Below are 17,744 nucleotides of genomic sequence, written 5' to 3'. Positions count from 1 at the left end.
GAGACCGGGCGCCGAGAGGGGTGGACGGTGTCCGATCAGAACGAGTGGCCGAAGCCGGGCGAGACGACGCCGGGCGGCACGACCGGCGGGCAGCCCGAGGGGACGTCCGCTCCGGACGCGCCGCAGGCCCCCGACGCACCCCAGGCCCCGTCGGCTCCCGAGCAACCGCAGAACCCGTACGGGCAGCAGCAGCCGTCGAACCCGTACGCCGCACCGCAGCAGCCGAACCCCTACGGCCAGCCGCAGCAGTCCAACCCGTACGGCCAGCCGCAGCAGTCCAACCCGTACGCGGCTCCGCAGCAGCCGCAGAACCCGTACTCGGCACCACAGGCGCCACAGGACCCGTACGGCGCCGCTCAGAACCCGTACGGCCAGCAGAACCCGTACGCGCAGCAGCAGGGCGGCCAGAACCCCTACGCGCAGCCGCAGCAGCAGCCGTACGCGCCCGCGGGTGCATACGGCGCGACGGGGTACCAGCCCTACGCGCAGCGTCCGAAGACGAACACGCTGGCGATCCTGTCGATCGTGTTCGGTCTCGCCGCCGTCCCGATGTGGTTCATCGCGATCCTGCTCGGTCCCGCCGGCGCCATCCTCGGCCACGTCGCACTCGGCAAGATCAAGCAGAACGGTGAGGCTGGCCGAGGGCTCGCCCTGACCGGCATCATCGCCGGGTGGGTGATGACCGGCGTCTGGCTGATCTGGATCGCCTTCATCATCTTCCTCGCGGCGGTCGGTCAGAGCGGCTACTCCGACTACGGCTACGACTCGGGCACCGGCGCGTTCCTCAGCTGAGCCGCTCGCACAGGACCGCGGTGTGCCGGCCCTCCAGCCGGGTGAGCACGAGGGTCACACGACCGGTCCCGCGCAGCCGCAGCCGCTTGCGGAACTGCGCCGGGTCGACGTCGACGCCGCGCTTCTTGATCTCGACGGTGCCGATGCCGTCGGCGGCGAGTCGCGCTGACAGTCGCTTCACGTCGAGCGGCATGGTGTCGAGCACCCGGAAGCCCTGGGCGAAGGGCGTCGACACGGCACGGTCCGAGGTCACGTACGCGATCCCGTCGGAGAGCATGTGGCCGTCCAGGGTGCGGGCCAGGTCGCCGATGAGCCGTGCGCGGATGACTGCGCCGTCCGGCTCGTACAGGTAGGCCCCGAGCGGCCCCACCTCGGCGTCCTCCGAATCTGCCGGGCCGGTCATCTCGGCGATGCCGTGTGCACCGATCACCGTGGCGGCACGGCGGATCCCCGGCCGGGCGAGGGTCCCGAACCACAGCGCGAGCTCGACGACCTCGCGGTCGACGGACGTCCACTGCGCCTCGGCGGTGTCCGGGATCAGGTCGCGGTCGATGCCCGGCCCGAGCTTCCACCCCGGTCGGGGTGATCGTCGCGGTGGCGAACACGGTGTCCAACGATGGCGACCAGTCGTCCGGGTCGGCGAGGCGACGGGTGTCCGAGTGGCCGGAGGTCCGACGTGCGGGGTCCATCCAGATGCCGTCGACGCGTGCGACGTCGAACGAGGCCGCGTCGCCCAGTTCGACCCGGGCGTTCGGCCACACCGCCAGGTTGTGCGTGGCGACCGCAGCGGTGACCTCGTCGCGGTCGACCGCCGTGACGTCGAGGTCGAGCGCGGCCATCGCCATCGCGTCGCCGCCGATCCCGCACCCGAGGTCGGCGACGCGGGTGAGTCCGGCCGCGGCGAAGCGTCCGGCGTGCTGCGCGGCGACCTGCAGGCGCGTGGCCTGCTCGAGCCCGGCCTCGGTGAAGAGCATGCGCGCGGCGAAGTCGCCGAACTTGCCACGGGCCCTGAGCCGGAGCTTGGCCTGGGTCAGGACCGCCGCGACGAGCTGCGGGTCGTGCCCCTCGGCTCGCAGCCGCGACACCACCCGGACGATCTCGCCGCCGTCCGAGACGCCGGGAGTACGGTCGAGCAGGGCCATCCCGTCAGGGGTCAGCAGAGCGGCGAGTTCGGCGGCTTCCATGTCCCGATCCTCCCAGGTGCTGGATGTTCCCCTGATGTGCTGGCACTCGGATTGACCGAGTGCCAATGGCCCCCTAGAGTTGGCGTTGGCACTCTCCTGTGCGTAGTGCCAACCCGGTTTTCATCTGTACCGAGTCCGTACCGAGAAAGAAGAGGTCACCGTGGCCGTCAGCATCAAGCCGCTCGAGGATCGCATCGTCATCCGCCAGGTCGAGGCAGAGCAGACCACCGCATCCGGTCTGGTCATCCCCGACACCGCGAAGGAGAAGCCCCAGGAGGGCGAGGTCGTCGCCGTGGGCCCCGGTCGCATCGACGACAACGGCAACCGCGTCCCGCTCGACGTCGCCGTGGGTGACAAGGTCATCTACTCCAAGTACGGCGGAACCGAGGTCAAGTACTCGGGCGAGGACCTGCTGGTCCTGTCGGCCCGCGACGTCCTCGCGGTCGTCGTCAACTGAGTCCAGTACTCCACACGAACGCCCCGTTCGGCCTGTCGGCCGGCGGGGCGTTCGTGCGTCTGCGGGCTTCCGGCGGGTCCGTCGCGTGCACGCGCTCCGACCGGGAGGCCCGTGGCACGCCCGGCCCGTCGGCGGTCGTTCCTAGGATGGTTCCGTGAGTGAACCGAGTCCCGCGCGACCCGTCCGCAGCGAGGCATCCGTCGGCGTGGTGCAGGCGATCATCGCGTACGGGCTCTGGGGCCTCATGCCCCTGCTCTTCGCGGCGATGGCCCCCGCCGGCGCGTTCGAGATCGTCGCCTGGCGCATCGTCTTCGGGCTGGTGTTCTGCGCGGTCGCGATCGCCGTCACCCGCTCGTGGCTCCGCACCCGCACCCTGATGGCGCAGCGGCGGGTGATGGCCGTGATGGGTCTGGCCGCCGTCCTCATCCTGGTGAACTGGACCGTGTACGTCCTGGCGACCACGACCGGGCACACCGTCGAGGCCGCGCTCGGGTACTTCATCAACCCCCTGGTCACCATCGCGCTCGGCGTCGTGGTGCTCCGCGAACGCCTGCGGCCGGCGCAGTGGGCCGCGGTCGGCATCAGCGTCGTGGCGGTCGTCGTGATCGCCGTCGGCTACGGCCAGGTGCCGTGGATCTCGCTCGTGCTCGCCTGCTCGTTCGGCCTGTACGGCCTGGTGAAGAAGCGGGTCGGCGGCACCGTCGACGCGCTGAGCGGTCTGACGATCGAGACCGTGTGGCTGCTGCCGATCGCGGTCGTGGCGCTGGTCGTGCTCGGCGCGACGGGGCTCGGCGGCGGTGTGACGTTCACGAGCGAAGGCTGGGCGCACGTCCTGGTGACGGTGCTCACCGGCCCGGCGACGGCGGTCCCGCTCCTGCTGTTCGCCTCGTCGGCGCGTCGGGTGAGCCTGTCGACCCTCGGCCTGACGCAGTACCTCGCGCCCGTGATGCAGCTGCTCGTCGGTGTGGTGGTGCAGCACGAGGCGATGCCGCCCGCGCGCTGGTTCGGCTTCGGGATCGTGTGGTTGGCGCTCGTGGTGCTGACGGCGGACTCGTTCGCCGCCGCGCGTGCGTCCCGTCGCCGAGCGCTCGCACCTGCTCCGGTCGAGCCGGCCTGACGGACGCACCCCGGGCCTCCCGTCCGCCCGTCCCACACGCAAAAGCGACAGTTCCCTGCGGATCATCCGCAGGGAACTGTCGCTTTCGTGAGGTGGAGCCGGTGCCCTACTTCTTGACCGCGCCCTGGATCGCGCTCTGGTAGACGGGCTTGTTGTCGCCGTCGAACTTGTAGATGCCGATGTAGGCGCTCGACGGGTCGTTGTTGTCGTCGAACGGACCGATGCCCGACGGGCCGGTGTAGTGGATGTCCTTGCCGTCGTCGAGCAGCGCGACGCACTCCTTGAACGTGGCGCACTCGGTGCCGCCGTCTGCTCCGGAGACCGCGGCCATGTTGGCCTGGATCGTGCCCGAGTCGGTGCCCTTGCCCTTCACGGCAGCGAGGGCGGCGAGGACGGTGGCGTCGTAGGACTCCGCCGCGTACGAGTAGTCGGCGAGCGTCTTGTTCGACGACTCCTTGTAGAAGTCGGACAGCTGCTTCTTGAAGTCGTCCTTCGGCGAGGCACCGGGGATGGTGCCCTGGGCGCCGGTCAGGGTGCCCTTGTCGAAGTCCTTCGAGTAGTCCGCCGTGTTGCCGTCGGACATGTAGATCTTCGCCGTGTTCCCCTGCGAGACGAGCTCCGGGATGATCGACTTCGTCTCGTCGAAGGCCAGGACGACGATCGCGTCCGGCTTGGCTGCGAGTGCAGCCGTCACCTCGGACGAGAACGTGGTCTGACCGGGCGGGAACTCCTGGCCCTCGCCCTTGCCGCCGTAGACGACCTGGCCACCGGAGGCCTCGACCGCGGACTGCACCGAGTTGCGGAGGCCCGTGCCGTAGGTGTCGTTGAAGACGAGGAACGCGACCTTGGCGTTGCCGTCACCGGTCACGAGCTGACCGAGTGCCGAACCCTGCACCGAGTCCGGCGGAGCGGTCCGGTAGTAGTACGACGAGTAGCCGGACAGGTCGCTCGCGGTGTTCGCGGGCGAGATCTCGACGATGCAGTTGCTGGTGAGCTGGTCGATGACGTTGAGCGTGACCGACGAGGACTCGGCGCCGATCGCGACCGGGACCTTCGCGTTCACGAGCTTCGTCGCGGCCGAGCTCGACACGGTCATGTCGTTGCTGTCGCCCGAGTCCGTCGCCGGGTCGATGGTGACGTCCTTGTCGAGGACGCCGCCCGCGGCGTTGATGTCCTTCACCGCGAGGCCGACGCCGGACTCGGCCGGCGGGTTCAGGTACGCGAGCGAGCCGGTGAGCGGCAGGATCGTGCCGATCTTCAGCGCGTCGGTGGTGGGGGTGTCGGGGGCCTTGCAACTGGCGGCGGGGTCCTTCTTCGCACCGCTCGACGCCGAGCTGGAAGGCGAGTCGCCGCTGCTGGTGGTGGAACACGCGGCGAGGAGGACGGCTACTGCGCCTGCCAACGCCAGTGCCGTGGTGGCACGGGTGGTTCTGATCATCCGTGGAGCCCTTTCTCTGCGCGGAGGCCGTGCCGCTTCGGGTCGAACGCGGCGCCTCCACTGGATGTCGAGAAACGTAGGGTCCTGGTGTTTCGCCCGTGTGACGGGGCGGTACGGAAAGTGTTTCGTTACCGAGCCGTGATCGTTTCTGTGCGGAGGATCAGGGATCGGCGATCCGGGCAGCCCGCGCGTCAGCCGTCGAGTTCAGCCACGGAACGCAGCACGCAGAACTCGTTGCCCTCCGGATCGGCGAACACGACCCACCCGCCGTCGTCGTGGCGGAGGTCCGCGAGTTCGGTCGCACCGATGCCTCGCAGTCGCTCGACCTCGGCATCGCGCGTGCGGTCGGTGGGACGCAGGTCGAAGTGGATCCGGTTCTTCACGGACTTCGCCTCGGGGACCTGGATGAACAGCACCTGGTGCGAGCCGTCGGGTGCCGTGATCATGCACTCCTCGTGCCCGGGGGCGTTCGGGTCGTCGGCGATGTCGACGTAGCCGAGGACCTGCTTCCACCACTCCGACAGGGCGAAGGCGTCACGGCAGTCGATCGTGGTGTGGGAGACGGCGCTGACCATGCCGCGACACTACTGCCGGCAGACGACGAACGCCCCGCTCCGGTGGGGAGCGGGGCGTTCGGGGTGCAGTCGGCTCAGCTGCGGTAGTTCGGCGCCTCGACGACCATCTGGACGTCGTGCGGGTGCGACTCCTTGAGCCCGGCGGCCGTGATGCGGACGAACTTGCCGCGGGCCTTGAGCTCCGGGATCGTGCGGCCGCCGACGTAGAACATCGACTGCCGGAGCCCACCGGTGAGCTGGTACACGACGTTGCCGACCGAGCCGCGGTAGGGCACCTGGCCCTCGATGCCCTCGGGGATCAGCTTGTCGTCGTTCGGGACGTCGGCCTGGAAGTAGCGGTCCTTCGAGTACGAGGTCTTCTTGCCGCGGGTCTGCAGTGCACCCAGGGAGCCCATCCCGCGGTACGCCTTGAACTGCTTGCCGCCCACGAAGACCAGGTCGCCGGGGACTCGTCGGTGCCGGCCAGCAGCGAACCGAGCATGACGGTGTCGGCGCCGGCCACCAGGGCCTTGGCGATGTCGCCCGAGTACTGCAGGCCACCGTCGGCGATGATCGGCACGCCGGCCTCGCGCGCAGCGAGGAGGCTTCGTACACCGCGGTGACCTGCGGGACACCGACGCCGGCGACGACGCGGGTGGTGCAGATCGAGCCGGGTCCGACGCCCACCTTGACGGCGTCGACACCGGCGTCGATGAGCGCCTGCGCGCCGGCACGCGTCGCGACGTTGCCGCCGATGACGTCGATGTCCGCGAAGGACGGGTCGGCCTTGAGGCGGCGCACCATGTCGAGCACGCCTTCGCTCTCGCCGTTGGCGGTGTCGACCACGAGCACGTCGACGCCCGCGTCACGCAGGGCCTCGGCACGCTGCCAGGCGTCGCCGAAGAAGCCGATCGCGGCACCGACGCGCAGTCGGCCCTCGTCGTCCTTGGTGGCGTCCGGGTACTGCTCGCTCTTATCGAAGTCCTTGACGGTGATGAGGCCGCGGAGCTTGCCCTCGGCGTCAACCAGCGGGAGCTTCTCGATCTTGTGCTGCGCGAAGATCGCGATGGCCTCTTCGGGGTCGATGCCCTCCATCGCGGTGATCAGCGGCGCCTTGGTCATGACGTCGCGCACGAAGGTGGTCGACTGCTCGAAGGTCGCCACGAACCGCATGTCGCGGTTGGTGATGATGCCGACGAGGGTGCCGTCCGCTTCGACCACGGGCAGGCCGGAGACGCGGAACTGTCCGCAGATCGCGTCGACCTCGGCCACGGTGGCGTCCGGGGTGGTGGTCACCGGGTTGGTGATCATGCCCGACTCGGAGCGCTTGACCTTGTCGACGTAGGCGGCCTGGTCCTCGATGGAGAGGTTGCGGTGGAGGATCCCGATGCCGCCCTGCCGCGCCATGGCGATGGCCATGCGGGCTTCGGTGACGGTGTCCATCGCCGCGGAGAGCAGCGGGACGTTGACGGAGATCCGCCTGGTGAGCCGGGACGCCGTGGACGCCTCGCTCGGGATGACGTCGGTGTGCCCCGGCAGGAGCATGACGTCGTCGTACGTGAGTCCGATGAATCCGAACGGATCCGGCTGGTCCATGGGTCCCCTTCGTGGGCGAGTGAAGTGGTCGAGACACCGAGAACGCAACGGCGGGTTCCGGATAGGACATGGTAACGCGCGTGGGCCGTCCCGCTATTCCGCGTTCCGCCTGGGAGAACGGATTGCGGCTCTCCTCCACACAGGTCACGGTTGCGCGACGACTCACAGCGGGAACGAGTTGGAAACACGGGTGTCACACAATCCCCATAACGTCACTCGACATCCGAACGAGAGGCTCTTCCGTGGGATCCATCACTCCTCCGGGACGGGCGCAGCCGCGCCTGTTCCGCCTCCGCCAGGCCCGGCGACGACCGGTCCTGGCGGCCGTGCTCGTCGCCGCGTTCCTGGCGACCTTCCTGATCGACTGGGCGGTCACCCTGCCGGCCTTCAGCGCCACGTCGGCACCGGCGACCAGCCAGGCCTGCACCGTCAGCCCGACGAACGGGTGCATCCAGGGCACGATCACCGACTCCGAGCGGGAACCGGCCGTCGACGTCGACGTCGACGTCGCCGGGCCCGGCGGCTTCGCCGAGACCGCCACCACGAACGCCGACGGCCGCTGGTCGGTCAGCGTCGACGAGGCCGGCGAGTACACCGTCAGTGTCGACCAGGACACCCTGCCGAAGGGCCAGTACCTGACGAACGCGGCGGATGCGGAGCGCAAGGTCCAGGCGACCCTGAACGCCAACGTCGGACAGATCTTCCAGCTGTCCGACCAGAAGGGTGCCACGACCACGACGGACTCGTCGAGCGTCAGCCCGCAGCGGGCCTGGCAGCAGTTCGCCTCGGGGATCCGCCTCGGCCTGCTCATCGCGCTGGCGTCGATCGGGCTCTCGCTCATCTACGGCACGACGGGGCTGTCGAGCTTCTCGCACGGCGAGCAGGTCACCCTCGGCGGGCTGCTGGCCTACGTGTTCGCGAACCAGCTCGGTTGGAACATCTGGGTGACCGGCATCGTCGTCACGCTGCTGTGTGCGGCGACCGGGTACCTGCAGGACGCCGGGATCTGGCGGCCACTGCGGCGCAAGCGGATCAGCCTCACGCAGCTCATGATCGTGACGATCGGTCTGTCGATCGCCGCCCAGTACGCGTTCCAGTACTTCTTCGGCGCCGCGACCGTCCGGATCCAGCAGGGCAACCCCGAGACCGTCCGGTTCGCCGGGGTCACGCTCACGGTGCAGTCCTACGTGGCGATGGGCATCGCGCTGGTCGTCCTGATCGCCACCGGCCTGTTCCTGGCGAAGACCCGCTTCGGCCGGGCCACCCGCGCGGTGTCGGACAACCCGGCGCTCGCCGCGGCGTCGGGCATCGACGTCGACCGCGTCATCCGGTTCGTGTGGACGCTCGCCGCCGGTCTCGCCGGCCTGTCCGGCGTGATGCTCGGCCTGGTGCTGAACGGCGTGAACTGGCAGACCGGCCTGCAGCTGCTCCTGCTCATGTTCGCCTCGGTGACCCTGGGCGGTCTCGGGACGGCCTACGGCGCGCTGGTGGGGTCGATGATCATCGGCGTCGTCGTCGAGCTCACGAACCTCGTGCTCCCCGGTGACTTCAAGTACGCCACCGCCCTCGTCATCCTCATCCTCATCCTGCTGTTCCGGCCGCAGGGCATCTTCGGCCGCGCCGAGCGGATCGGCTAAGGGAGCACGCGCATGGACTACATCCTCAACCTGCTGTCCTCGCTCACCCAGGAGGCCCTCGCCCCGACCACGGCGGCGTTCGCCCTGGCGGCCATCGGACTGAACGTGCACTTCGGCCTGACCGGGCTCGTGAACATGGGTCAGGCGGCGTTCCTGCTGCTCGGCGCCTACGGCTTCGCGATCTCGATCACGAACGGGCTGCCGTTCGTGATGGCCGTGCTCATCGCCCTGCTCGTCGCCATCGTGTTCGCGATCATCCTCGGCGTCCCGACGTTGCGGCTCCGCGGCGACTACCTGGCGATCGTGACGATCTCCGGCGCCGAGATCATCCGCATGGTCGGCCGCTCCAGCCTGCTGACCGAGACGACGGGCGGCTCCAACGGCATCACCGGGTCGAGCTACCGCGACCCGTTCACCGCGCTGAGCCCGCTGCCGGACGGCACCACGACCATCCTCTGGTTCACCTACGCGAACAACGGCGTCAACGGCTGGTGGATCCGCATCGCCGCCTGGGCCCTCGTCGCGTTGTTCACCCTCGTGCTCTTCCTGCTCATGCGCAGCCCCTGGGGCCGTGTCCTGAAGGCGATCCGCGAGGACGAGGACGCCGTCCGCTCCCTCGGCAAGAACGTCTACTCGTACAAGATGCAGGCGCTCGTGTTCGGTGGTGCGCTCGGTGCGATCGCCGGGATCATCTACGTGCTGCCGAGTTCGGTGCAACCGGACGCCATGGGCCGCTCGATGACCTTCTTCATCTGGACGGCGCTCATCCTCGGTGGTGCCGCGACGGTGTTCGGTCCGGTGCTCGGTGCGGTGCTGTTCTTCGTCGTCCGGCTCTTCATCCGCACCCTGGCCGGCGACTTCATCCCCGACTCGATCATGAACGCCCAGCAGGCCGAGCAGTTCTCGTACGTGCTCGTCGGCGTCGCGCTCATGCTCCTGATCGTGTTCCGACCACAGGGCCTGCTCGGCAACAAGAAGGAGCTGACGTTCAGTGTCTGAGACCTACGGCTACACGAAGGCCGACCCGATCCTCACGGTCGACGGCGTCACCCGGCACTTCGGCGGCATGACCGCCGTGGACGTCGACCACCTCGAGGTCCAGCGCGGCTCCATCACGGCCCTGATCGGCCCGAACGGCGCCGGCAAGACGACCTTCTTCAACCTGCTGACCGGCTTCGACAAGCCCAGCCCCGGCGCCAGGACGCAGTTCAACGGCGCCACGCTGCAGAAGACCAGCGCGACCCACATCGCCAACCGCGGCATGGTCCGCACCTTCCAGCTGACGAAGGCGCTGTCGCGGCTCACCGTGATGCAGAACATGCTGCTCGGCGCCCGCGACCAGCCCGGCGAGAACTTCTTCGCCGCGCTCGTCAAGCCGGTGTGGGCGAAGCGCGAGCGGGAGATCACCGCGAAGGCCGAGGACCTCCTCGCCCGCTTCAAGCTCGACGACAAGGCGGACGACTACGCCGGTTCGCTGTCCGGCGGCCAGCGGAAGCTCCTCGAGATGGCCAGGGCGCTGATGTCCGACCCGACGATGATCATGCTCGACGAGCCGATGGCGGGCGTGAACCCCGCGCTGACGCAGTCGCTGCTCGGGCACATCCAGTCCCTGCGCGACGACGGCATGACCGTGCTGTTCGTCGAGCACGACATGCACATGGTCCGGCACATCTCGGACTGGGTGGTCGTGATGGCCGAGGGCAAGGTCGTCGCCGAGGGCCCTGCCGACACCGTGATGGACGACCAGGCGGTCATCGACGCGTACCTGGGTGCGCACCACGACACCGACCTGGGTGACGACTCGCTCCTCACCGAGGAGACCTTCGAGGAACTGGCGGAGGAAGTCGCGGAAGAAGACGCGGCGGACGCAGCAGCAGAGGAGAAGACCCGATGACGGACGCAGTCGACCCCACGAACGCGAGCAGCGCCTCCAGTCCGGAAGCGCCGAAAGCGAGCACCGCCACGCTGGAACGCGAGCCGGTACTGAGCGCGAAGAACCTCGTCGCCGGCTACCTGCCGGGCGTGAACATCCTGAACGGCTGCGACCTGGACTGCTACCCCGGCGAGCTGATCGGGATCATCGGGCCGAACGGCGCGGGCAAGTCCACGCTGCTCAAGGCCCTGTTCGGTCTCGTGTCGATCCGCGAGGGCTCGGTCACCCTGCAGGGGAGGACATCACGAACCTCAAGGCGAACAAGCTCGTCCAGGCCGGCGTCGGCTTCGTCCCGCAGACGAACAACGTGTTCCCGTCGCTGTCCATCGAGGAGAACCTGCAGATGGGGCTGTACCTGCGGCCCCGCAAGTTCGCCGAGCGCCTCGAGGTCATCTACGACCTGTTCCCGGTGCTCGCGCAGCGCCGCGGCCAGCGGGCGGGATCCCTGTCCGGCGGCGAGCGGCAGTCGGTCGCCATGGCACGTGCGCTGATGATGGACCCGAAGGTGCTGCTGCTCGACGAGCCGAGTGCCGGGCTGTCCCCGGTGCGCCAGGACGAGACGTTCCTGCGGACCCGCCGGATCAACAAGGCCGGTGTGTCGATCGTGATGGTGGAGCAGAACGCGCGACGCTGTCTGCAGATCTGCGATCGTGGGTACGTGCTCGACCAGGGGAGGAACGCGTACTCGGGCACGGGGAAGGAACTCGCGGACGACCCGAAGGTCATCGAGCTGTACCTCGGGACGCTCGCAAAGGACGTCGACGCGGGGCGCTAGCGCCCTGTGTCGACTGCGGGTACCGCTGTGGGGGTGGTATCCGCGACGGGTGGGGCCGTGCGTGGTCGCTTCGCGCCGCACGGCCCCGCTCCTGCACGTGGGGCCCGGTCGGCTCGCGACGGTGCGTGGGGCCCCGTCGGCTCGCGACGGTGCGTGGCCGGTCCGGACCGGACGGGAGGCCCGCCCCGCGTCCGCCGGGTCGGTATCGTTCCGCAGGTGCAGAGACTGTCGGCGGGCGCGATGGACGCCCTGGTGTGGGTGGTCTTCATCGCGCTGTTCGTCGGTGCGGCGCTGCTCGTGAAGGTGGCGGCTGCGCTCCTGGTCGTCCTCGTGGTGCTCGCGCTCCTGCTCGGCTTCGTGCTGCGGGTGCTCCGCAAGCGACGCCGGACCCCGCGGCGTCCGCGCTGACCGCGCGCCCCGCCGCCCCGCGGCCCCTGCCCTGGTCCGCACCGTCCGGTCCGTGCACGCCCCGGACCTGCCCGGTAGGCTTGCCGGGTGAGTGAAGTCGAGATCGGTGCAGGCAAGCGCGGACGTCGGGCGTACGCGTTCGACGACATCGCGGTGGTCCCCTCCAGGCGGACGCGTGACCCGCGCGACGTCAGCGTGCAGTGGTCGATCGACGCGTTCACCTTCGCGTCGCCGATCCTCTCCGCGCCGATGGACTCCGTGTCCTCGCCGGCCACGGTCATCCAGATGGGCAAGCTCGGGATCCTGGGCGTCCTCGACCTCGAGGGGCTGTGGACCCGCTACGAGGACCCGACGCCCTACTACGACGAGATCAAGTCGCTCACCGACGGCAACGTCACGAAGCGCATGCAGGAGATCTACTCCGAGCCGATCAAGCCGGAGCTGATCACCGCCCGCCTGGCCGAGATCCGCGCCGCCGGGGTGCCGGTCGCCGGCTCGCTCAGCCCGCAGCGCACGCAGGAGTTCTCGAAGACGGTCGTCGACGCCGGTGTCGACCTGTTCGTCATCCGCGGCACGACGGTCTCGGCCGAGCACGTGTCGCAGAACGAAGAGCCCCTCAACCTCAAGAAGTTCATCTACGAGCTCGACGTCCCGGTGATCGTGGGCGGTGCCTCGACCTACACATCGGCGCTGCACCTCATGCGCACGGGAGCCGCCGGTGTCCTCGTCGGCTTCGGTGGCGGTGCTGCGTCCACCACGCGTGCCGCGCTGGGCATCCACGCGCCGATGGCCACCGCGGTCGCCGACGTCGCGGGTGCGCGTCGTGACTACCTCGACGAGTCGGGTGGCCGCTACGTGCACGTCATCGCCGACGGCGGTCTCGACACCGCCGGCGACGTCGTCAAGGCGATCGCGGTCGGTGCGGACGCCGTCATGCTCGGCACCGCGCTCGCCCGTGCCACCGAGGCACCGGGTGGCGGCTTCCACTGGGGTGCCGAGGCGCACCACCCGGAGCTGCCCCGTGGCCGCCGGGTCGAGGTGGGCACGATCGCCCCGCTCGAGAACGTGCTGAACGGCCCGACCCCGACGTTCGACGGCCGCGCCAACCTGGTCGGTGCGCTGCGCCGCTCGATGGCGACGACCGGGTACTCCGACGTCAAGGAGTTCCAGCGAGTAGAAGTGGTCGTGGCGCCGTACCACCAGTGACCACGGTGGCACCCGCGCACCGACGCGGGTGACGCTTCGGCGCCGACCGTGACCCGGAGGCGACGATGGCGAAGTCCAGCACCACGAAGCAGACCAGTTCGGCCGGACGTCCTGGCGACGTCGTGCCGGGGGCGGGGTTCGACCCCGCGGCCAAGCTCGGCCCCGACGAACGCGCGGCGGCGATCGAGACCCTCAAGACGAAGGAGCTCGACGTCCTGGTCGTGGGCGGCGGCATCGTCGGTGCGGGCAGTGCCCTCGACGCCGTCACCCGCGGCCTGACCGTCGGCATCGTCGAGGCCCGTGACTGGGGTTCCGGCACGTCGAGCCGTTCGTCGAAGCTCGTGCACGGCGGCATCCGCTACCTGGAGCAGTTGAACTTCGGGCTCGTGCGCGAGGCCCTCATCGAACGTGGCCTGCTGCTGCAGCGGATCGCCCCGCACCTGGTGAAGCCGGTGCGCTTCCTGTACCCGCTCAACCACCGCGTGTGGGAGCGGTTCTACATCGGCATCGGCATGGCGATGTACGACGCCTTCAGTTGGTCCGGCGGTCGTCCGCCCGGGGTCCCGCACCACCGGCACCTCAGCCGCACGCAGGTGCTCCGCTCGATGCCGTCGCTCAAGAAGGACGCCTTCGTCGGTGGCATGACCTACTACGACGCCCAGGTCGACGACGCCCGCTACGTGGCCTCGCTCGTCCGCACGGCGGTGTCCTACGGGGCCCACGCCGCGAGCCGGATCCGGATCGAGGGCTTCATCAAGGTGGGGAGCGCGTGGTCGGCGCGCAGGCCCACGACATCCAGACCGGTGAGCGGTTCGAGATCCGCGCGAAGCAGGTCGTGAACGCCACGGGCGTCTGGACGGACGACACCCAGGCGATGATCGGCACCCGCGGGCAGTTCAAGGTGCGGGCGTCGAAGGGCGTGCACCTGGTCATCCCGCGCGACCGGTTCCAGTCGAACATGGGCATGATCCTGCGCACCGAGAAGAGCGTGCTGTTCGTGATCCCGTGGGGCCGGCACTGGCTGGTCGGCACGACCGACACCGACTGGTACCTCGACAAGGCGCACCCGGCGGCGACCGCGGCCGACATCGACTACATCCTCGAGCACGTCAACAAGGTGCTGCGCGTCCCGCTCACCCGAGAGGACGTCGAGGGCGTCTACGCCGGCCTCCGTCCCCTGCTGGCGGGGAGTCCGACCAGACCTCGAAGCTCAGCCGCGAGCACGTCGTGGCGCACACGGTGCCCGGACTCGTCGTGGTCGCCGGCGGCAAGTGGACGACCTACCGGGTGATGGGCAAGGACGCCATCGACGAGGCGGTCGCCGCGATGGACGGCAAGATCCCGGCGTCCACGACCGAGGACATCCCCCTGCTCGGGGCCGAGGGCTACCCGGCCGCGTGGAACCGTCGCGCACGGACCGCCCGCAGCTTCAACGTGCACAAGGTCCGCATCGAGCACCTGCTGAACCGCTACGGCACCCTGGCCACCGAGGTGCTGCAGCTCGTCGAGCAGGACCCCGCCCTGGCCGAGCCGCTGCCGGGAGCCGACGACTACATCGGTGCCGAGGTCGTGTACGCCGCCTCGCACGAGGGAGCCCTGCACCTGGAGGACGTCCTCGCCCGCCGCACCCGCATCTCGATCGAGGCCTGGGACCGCGGTGAGTCGGCGGCCCCGGTCGCCGCGAAGCTCATGGCCGACGTGCTCGGCTGGGACCAGGAGACCACCGAGCACGAGGTGTCGAACTACCTGAAGCGTGTGGCAGCGGAACGCGAGTCGCAGCTGCAGCCCGACGACGAGAGCGCCGACCGCGTGCGGCTCGAGGCGCCGGACATCGCGTTCGGCTTCGACGAGGACGACGTCGTCGTGGGCGGCGGCCGCAGCAGCGGCGCCGAGGGCGCGAAGGCGTCCGACGAGCAGGTGGTGGGGGAGAAGACGAGCGAGCCGGAGTAGCGACCCGCGGACGCGGCCACAGGCCTCTCCCCACCGGCACGGCCGTGACGCCGCTGGCGCGTCGCCCCGGAACCGGCGGCGTGGGCCCAGACGGGGAACACCGGACGGGAGGCCCGTGGCGCGTCCGTCAGGCGGCGCGCGCCCGCAGGGCGGCGCGGCGCACGTGCACCGCCTGGCCGACGACGAGCACGACCGGCACCGCGATCAGCGCGACGAGACTCGTGACGTACAGCACACCGGCCCAGATGGTGTGGTCCCCGCCGCCGATCCCGAAGCCGTCCGCGACGTCCATGCCGAGTGCGAACCCGCTCCAGAACGACGCCGGAGCACCGAACGCCACGACGGCGAGCAGCACGGCCGCCATCACGTGTGCGGTGGCGCGGGTGATCAGCAGCAGCACGGAGAGCCCGCCGGCGAGCAGGACACCGACCGCGGCGACCACGACCACGATCACCGTGTCGGTCCGCACCGAGAAGCCCTGGCGGGTGAGCTCGGCGTGGATCTGCGCGAGCGACTGCCCGGGCACCGCGCCGAGCGGATCGAGTACGAGCGCGTTGAGCGCCAGCAACCCCGCGTACAGCGTGACGACCAGCGTCCCGACGACCCCGACGACGATCCGAGTGTTCCCCATCCACGGAACAGTAGCGGCCGGAATGCGCTGGGCCGTGCGGTGGTTAGCATGGACGTACTCGAAAAGGGAGCCATCATGGTCGACGTCCATCGCGTCAAACTCCCCGGAGTCGGCGTGCTGCACAGCTTCTACACCGACGACGGTGGCAAGTGCGGTGTCATCACGCACCGGTCGGGTCACTCCGACCTCATCTCGTTCGCCGACGTCTCCGACGGCGCGGACAAGTCCGAGAAGGTCTCGCTGCGCCTCAGCGAGGACGAGGCGCACACCCTCGCCGAACTCCTGGGCGGCACCCGGATCACCGAGGGCCTCGACAAGCTCGACGAGATCCCCGGGCTGTCCATCGACTGGTTCTCGGTCGACTACGACGACGCGATCGCCGGCAAGCCGCTGGGCGACCTGCACGACTCCGGCTTCATCGGTCTGACCGTCGTGGCGGTCGTCCGTGGCGACAGCGCGAACCCGGCACCCTCGCCGGACTTCGTCGTCTTCCCCGGTGACACCATCGTCGTCGCCGGTTCCCCCGAGAAGGTCGCCAAGGCCTTCTCCTTCTACCGCAGCGGAGAGCTTGCGGCCGCATCGGCCGAGGCCCCGCGGAAGAGCTAGCGCATGCACCTGGGCGGTGAACTGCTCACCATCGGTGTGCTGTTCGTCATCGCCTACGTGCTCGGGCGGCTCGGCAAGACCATCGGTCTGCCGGCGATCCCGATCTACATGATCGTCGGGCTCATCGCGAGTCCGCACACCCCGTGGATCGGGCTCAACGTCGAGTCGCACACGATCGAGCTCATCGCGACGTTCGGGCTCATCCTGCTGCTGTTCAACCTCGGGTTGGAGTTCGACCAAGAGGAGTTCTACGGCAACGCCGGCAAACTCCTCGTGTCGGGCGGCACCTACGTCGTCATCAACATGGGCGTCGGGTTCGCGTTCGGGTTCTCGCTCGGCTGGGGCACCCGGGAAGCCCTGATCATCGCCGGCATGACGGCCACCTCGTCGAGCGCGATCGTCACGAAGCTCCTCATCGAGCTGCGACGACTCGCGAACGACGAGACTCCGATGATCCTGGGCGTCACGGTCATCGAGGACGTCTTCATCGCCATCTACCTGGCGATCGTCTCGGTCGTGCTGTCCGGCGACACCAACGCTTGGGCCGTCGTCGGCAAGCTCGCGCTCGCGTTCGGCTTCCTCATCGTGATGTTCACGCTCGCCCGGTTCGCCGGCAAGTGGGTCTCGAAGATCTTCGCGACGCGTGACGACGAACTGTTCACGGTGCTGTTCTTCGGGCTCGCCGTGATGTTCGGTGGCATCGGCGACCTGCTCGGCGTCACCGACGCCATCGGCGCGTTCGTCATCGGTCTGCTCTGCGGCGCCACCCGGTACCGCGACCGCATCGAGCAGCTCGCACTGCCGATGCGCGACGTCTTCGCCGCGTTCTTCTTCGTGAACTTCGGCCTCGGTCTCGACCTGTCGACCTTCGGCGAGGTGCTCTGGCCGGTCCTCGGTGCGATCGGCATGACGGTCGTGCTCAACGCGGTCGCCGGGCAGATCGTCGCGCGCATGAACGGCTTCAACGTCCAGCAGGGGATCAACACCGCCGTCATCCTGGTGAACCGTGGCGAGTTCGCGCTGATCCTCGCAACGCTCTCGGCTGCCGCCGGACTGGAATCACGGATCACCGCGTTCGCGGGCCTCTACGTCCTCGTCATGGCGGTCCTCGGGCCGTTGCTCGCGGTGAACTCGGAGCGGATCGGCCGCCTCGTGGTGCGTCCCGCCCGCCTCGCACGCCTGCGCGGGCGACTCGGGGGCCGTCGAGCGGTCGCCGCGGCTGCCGCCGCCGAGGCGGCAGAGGCCGAGGAAGCCGAGGCAGCGTCTGCCGCAGCCGTCCGACGTGCCGAACGGGACCGCCAGTTCGCGGAGGAGTTCGCGCTCGTGGAGGCCGCTGGCAGGGACGAGCAGGAGAATGGGTCACCGGAGGCGACCGACGAACCCGTCACGTCGCCCGTCGAGATCCCCACCGAGCGCCCTGAGCGTCCGGTCCGACAGCGCGATCCGGAGTACTGATACAG

The 17,744-nt window shown here is 69.5% G+C and carries 13 protein-coding genes and 4 pseudogenes; 12 read left to right on the top strand and 5 right to left on the bottom strand.

The features are described 5' to 3' along the window. Positions 1-27: 27 nt before the first annotated feature. Positions 28-792, top strand: a complete 765-nt coding sequence (locus JN350_RS20000; protein ID WP_205463313.1) for a DUF4190 domain-containing protein — start codon at positions 28-30, stop codon at positions 790-792. Here JN350_RS20000 and JN350_RS01320 read toward each other — a convergent pair. Further along, positions 785-1,976 (bottom strand): annotated as a pseudogene (locus JN350_RS01320) (class I SAM-dependent methyltransferase). The gene JN350_RS20000 and the pseudogene JN350_RS01320 overlap by 8 nt on opposite strands. A 160-nt stretch (positions 1,977-2,136) precedes the next feature. Between JN350_RS01320 and groES the strand changes: the two are divergent. Together groES and rarD are read left to right on the top strand one after the other, a co-directional pair. Next, a complete protein-coding gene (gene groES, locus JN350_RS01315; protein ID WP_110893972.1) occupies positions 2,137-2,433 on the top strand; it encodes a co-chaperone GroES in 297 nt (98 codons plus the stop codon). Between the two features lie 154 nt (positions 2,434-2,587). Next, positions 2,588-3,550, top strand: a complete 963-nt coding sequence (gene rarD / locus JN350_RS01310; RefSeq protein WP_205463312.1) for an EamA family transporter RarD — start codon at positions 2,588-2,590, stop codon at positions 3,548-3,550. Positions 3,551-3,656: 106 nt separating this feature from the next. Here the strand turns inward: rarD and JN350_RS01305 are convergent, their stop codons facing one another. The 3 genes and pseudogenes from JN350_RS01305 to guaB form a co-directional block, all read right to left on the bottom strand. Then, positions 3,657-4,988, bottom strand: coding sequence for an ABC transporter substrate-binding protein (locus JN350_RS01305; protein WP_205463311.1), 1,332 nt, complete (start codon positions 4,986-4,988; stop codon positions 3,657-3,659). Positions 4,989-5,179: 191 nt separating this feature from the next. Then, a complete protein-coding gene (locus tag JN350_RS01300; protein WP_205463310.1) occupies positions 5,180-5,563 on the bottom strand; it encodes a VOC family protein in 384 nt (127 codons plus the stop codon). Positions 5,564-5,637: 74 nt separating this feature from the next. Then, positions 5,638-7,138, bottom strand: a pseudogene (gene guaB / locus JN350_RS01295) (IMP dehydrogenase). Between the two features lie 326 nt (positions 7,139-7,464). On the opposite strand from guaB, the gene JN350_RS01290 reads away from it, so the two are divergent. The 7 genes and pseudogenes from JN350_RS01290 (at position 7,465) to JN350_RS01260 (ending at position 15,047) form a co-directional block, all read left to right on the top strand. Next, positions 7,465-8,775, top strand: coding sequence for a branched-chain amino acid ABC transporter permease (locus JN350_RS01290; RefSeq protein WP_205464328.1), 1,311 nt, complete (start codon positions 7,465-7,467; stop codon positions 8,773-8,775). Positions 8,776-8,787: 12 nt separating this feature from the next. After that, the gene (locus tag JN350_RS01285) at positions 8,788-9,774 is read left to right on the top strand and encodes a branched-chain amino acid ABC transporter permease (protein WP_205463309.1); all 987 of its coding nucleotides are present in this window, start codon (positions 8,788-8,790) and stop codon (positions 9,772-9,774) included. Beyond that, on the top strand, positions 9,767-10,669 hold the full coding sequence (locus JN350_RS01280) for an ABC transporter ATP-binding protein (protein WP_205463308.1): 903 nt from the start codon (positions 9,767-9,769) through the stop codon (positions 10,667-10,669). Before JN350_RS01285 ends, JN350_RS01280 begins: the two co-directional genes overlap by 8 nt. Next, positions 10,666-11,483: pseudogene (locus JN350_RS01275) on the top strand (ABC transporter ATP-binding protein). The gene JN350_RS01280 and the pseudogene JN350_RS01275 overlap by 4 nt, the downstream one beginning before the upstream one ends. A 216-nt stretch (positions 11,484-11,699) precedes the next feature. Continuing rightward, entirely contained in the window at positions 11,700-11,891 is a 192-nt protein-coding gene (locus JN350_RS01270) for a hypothetical protein (RefSeq protein WP_123936942.1), read from the top strand. Between the two features lie 87 nt (positions 11,892-11,978). Next, positions 11,979-13,097 carry a GuaB3 family IMP dehydrogenase-related protein gene (locus tag JN350_RS01265; protein ID WP_123293181.1) on the top strand — a complete coding sequence of 373 codons (1,119 nt, stop codon included), beginning with the start codon at positions 11,979-11,981 and terminating at the stop codon, positions 13,095-13,097. A gap of 65 nt (positions 13,098-13,162) precedes the next feature. Further along, positions 13,163-15,047 (top strand): annotated as a pseudogene (locus JN350_RS01260) (glycerol-3-phosphate dehydrogenase/oxidase). Positions 15,048-15,174: 127 nt separating this feature from the next. Here JN350_RS01260 and JN350_RS01255 read toward each other — a convergent pair. Continuing rightward, positions 15,175-15,678, bottom strand: coding sequence for a hypothetical protein (locus tag JN350_RS01255; protein WP_205463307.1), 504 nt, complete (start codon positions 15,676-15,678; stop codon positions 15,175-15,177). A 75-nt stretch (positions 15,679-15,753) separates the two neighbouring features. Here JN350_RS01255 and JN350_RS01250 point away from each other — a divergent pair, with 75 nt between their 5' ends. Next, positions 15,754-16,284, top strand: a complete 531-nt coding sequence (locus JN350_RS01250) for a cation:proton antiporter regulatory subunit (protein WP_071260110.1) — start codon at positions 15,754-15,756, stop codon at positions 16,282-16,284. A 3-nt stretch (positions 16,285-16,287) separates the two neighbouring features. Next, complete coding sequence (locus JN350_RS01245; protein WP_205463306.1) at positions 16,288-17,739, top strand: cation:proton antiporter; 1,452 nt, start codon at positions 16,288-16,290, stop codon at positions 17,737-17,739. The last annotated feature ends 5 nt before the right edge of the window (positions 17,740-17,744 follow it).

It is taken from the genome of Curtobacterium sp. 24E2 (assembly GCF_016925595.1).
GTDB lineage: Bacteria > Actinomycetota > Actinomycetes > Actinomycetales > Microbacteriaceae > Curtobacterium.
The sequence above is the reverse complement of the archived record's forward strand: the minus strand, read 5'-3'. Positions and strand labels throughout refer to the sequence as shown.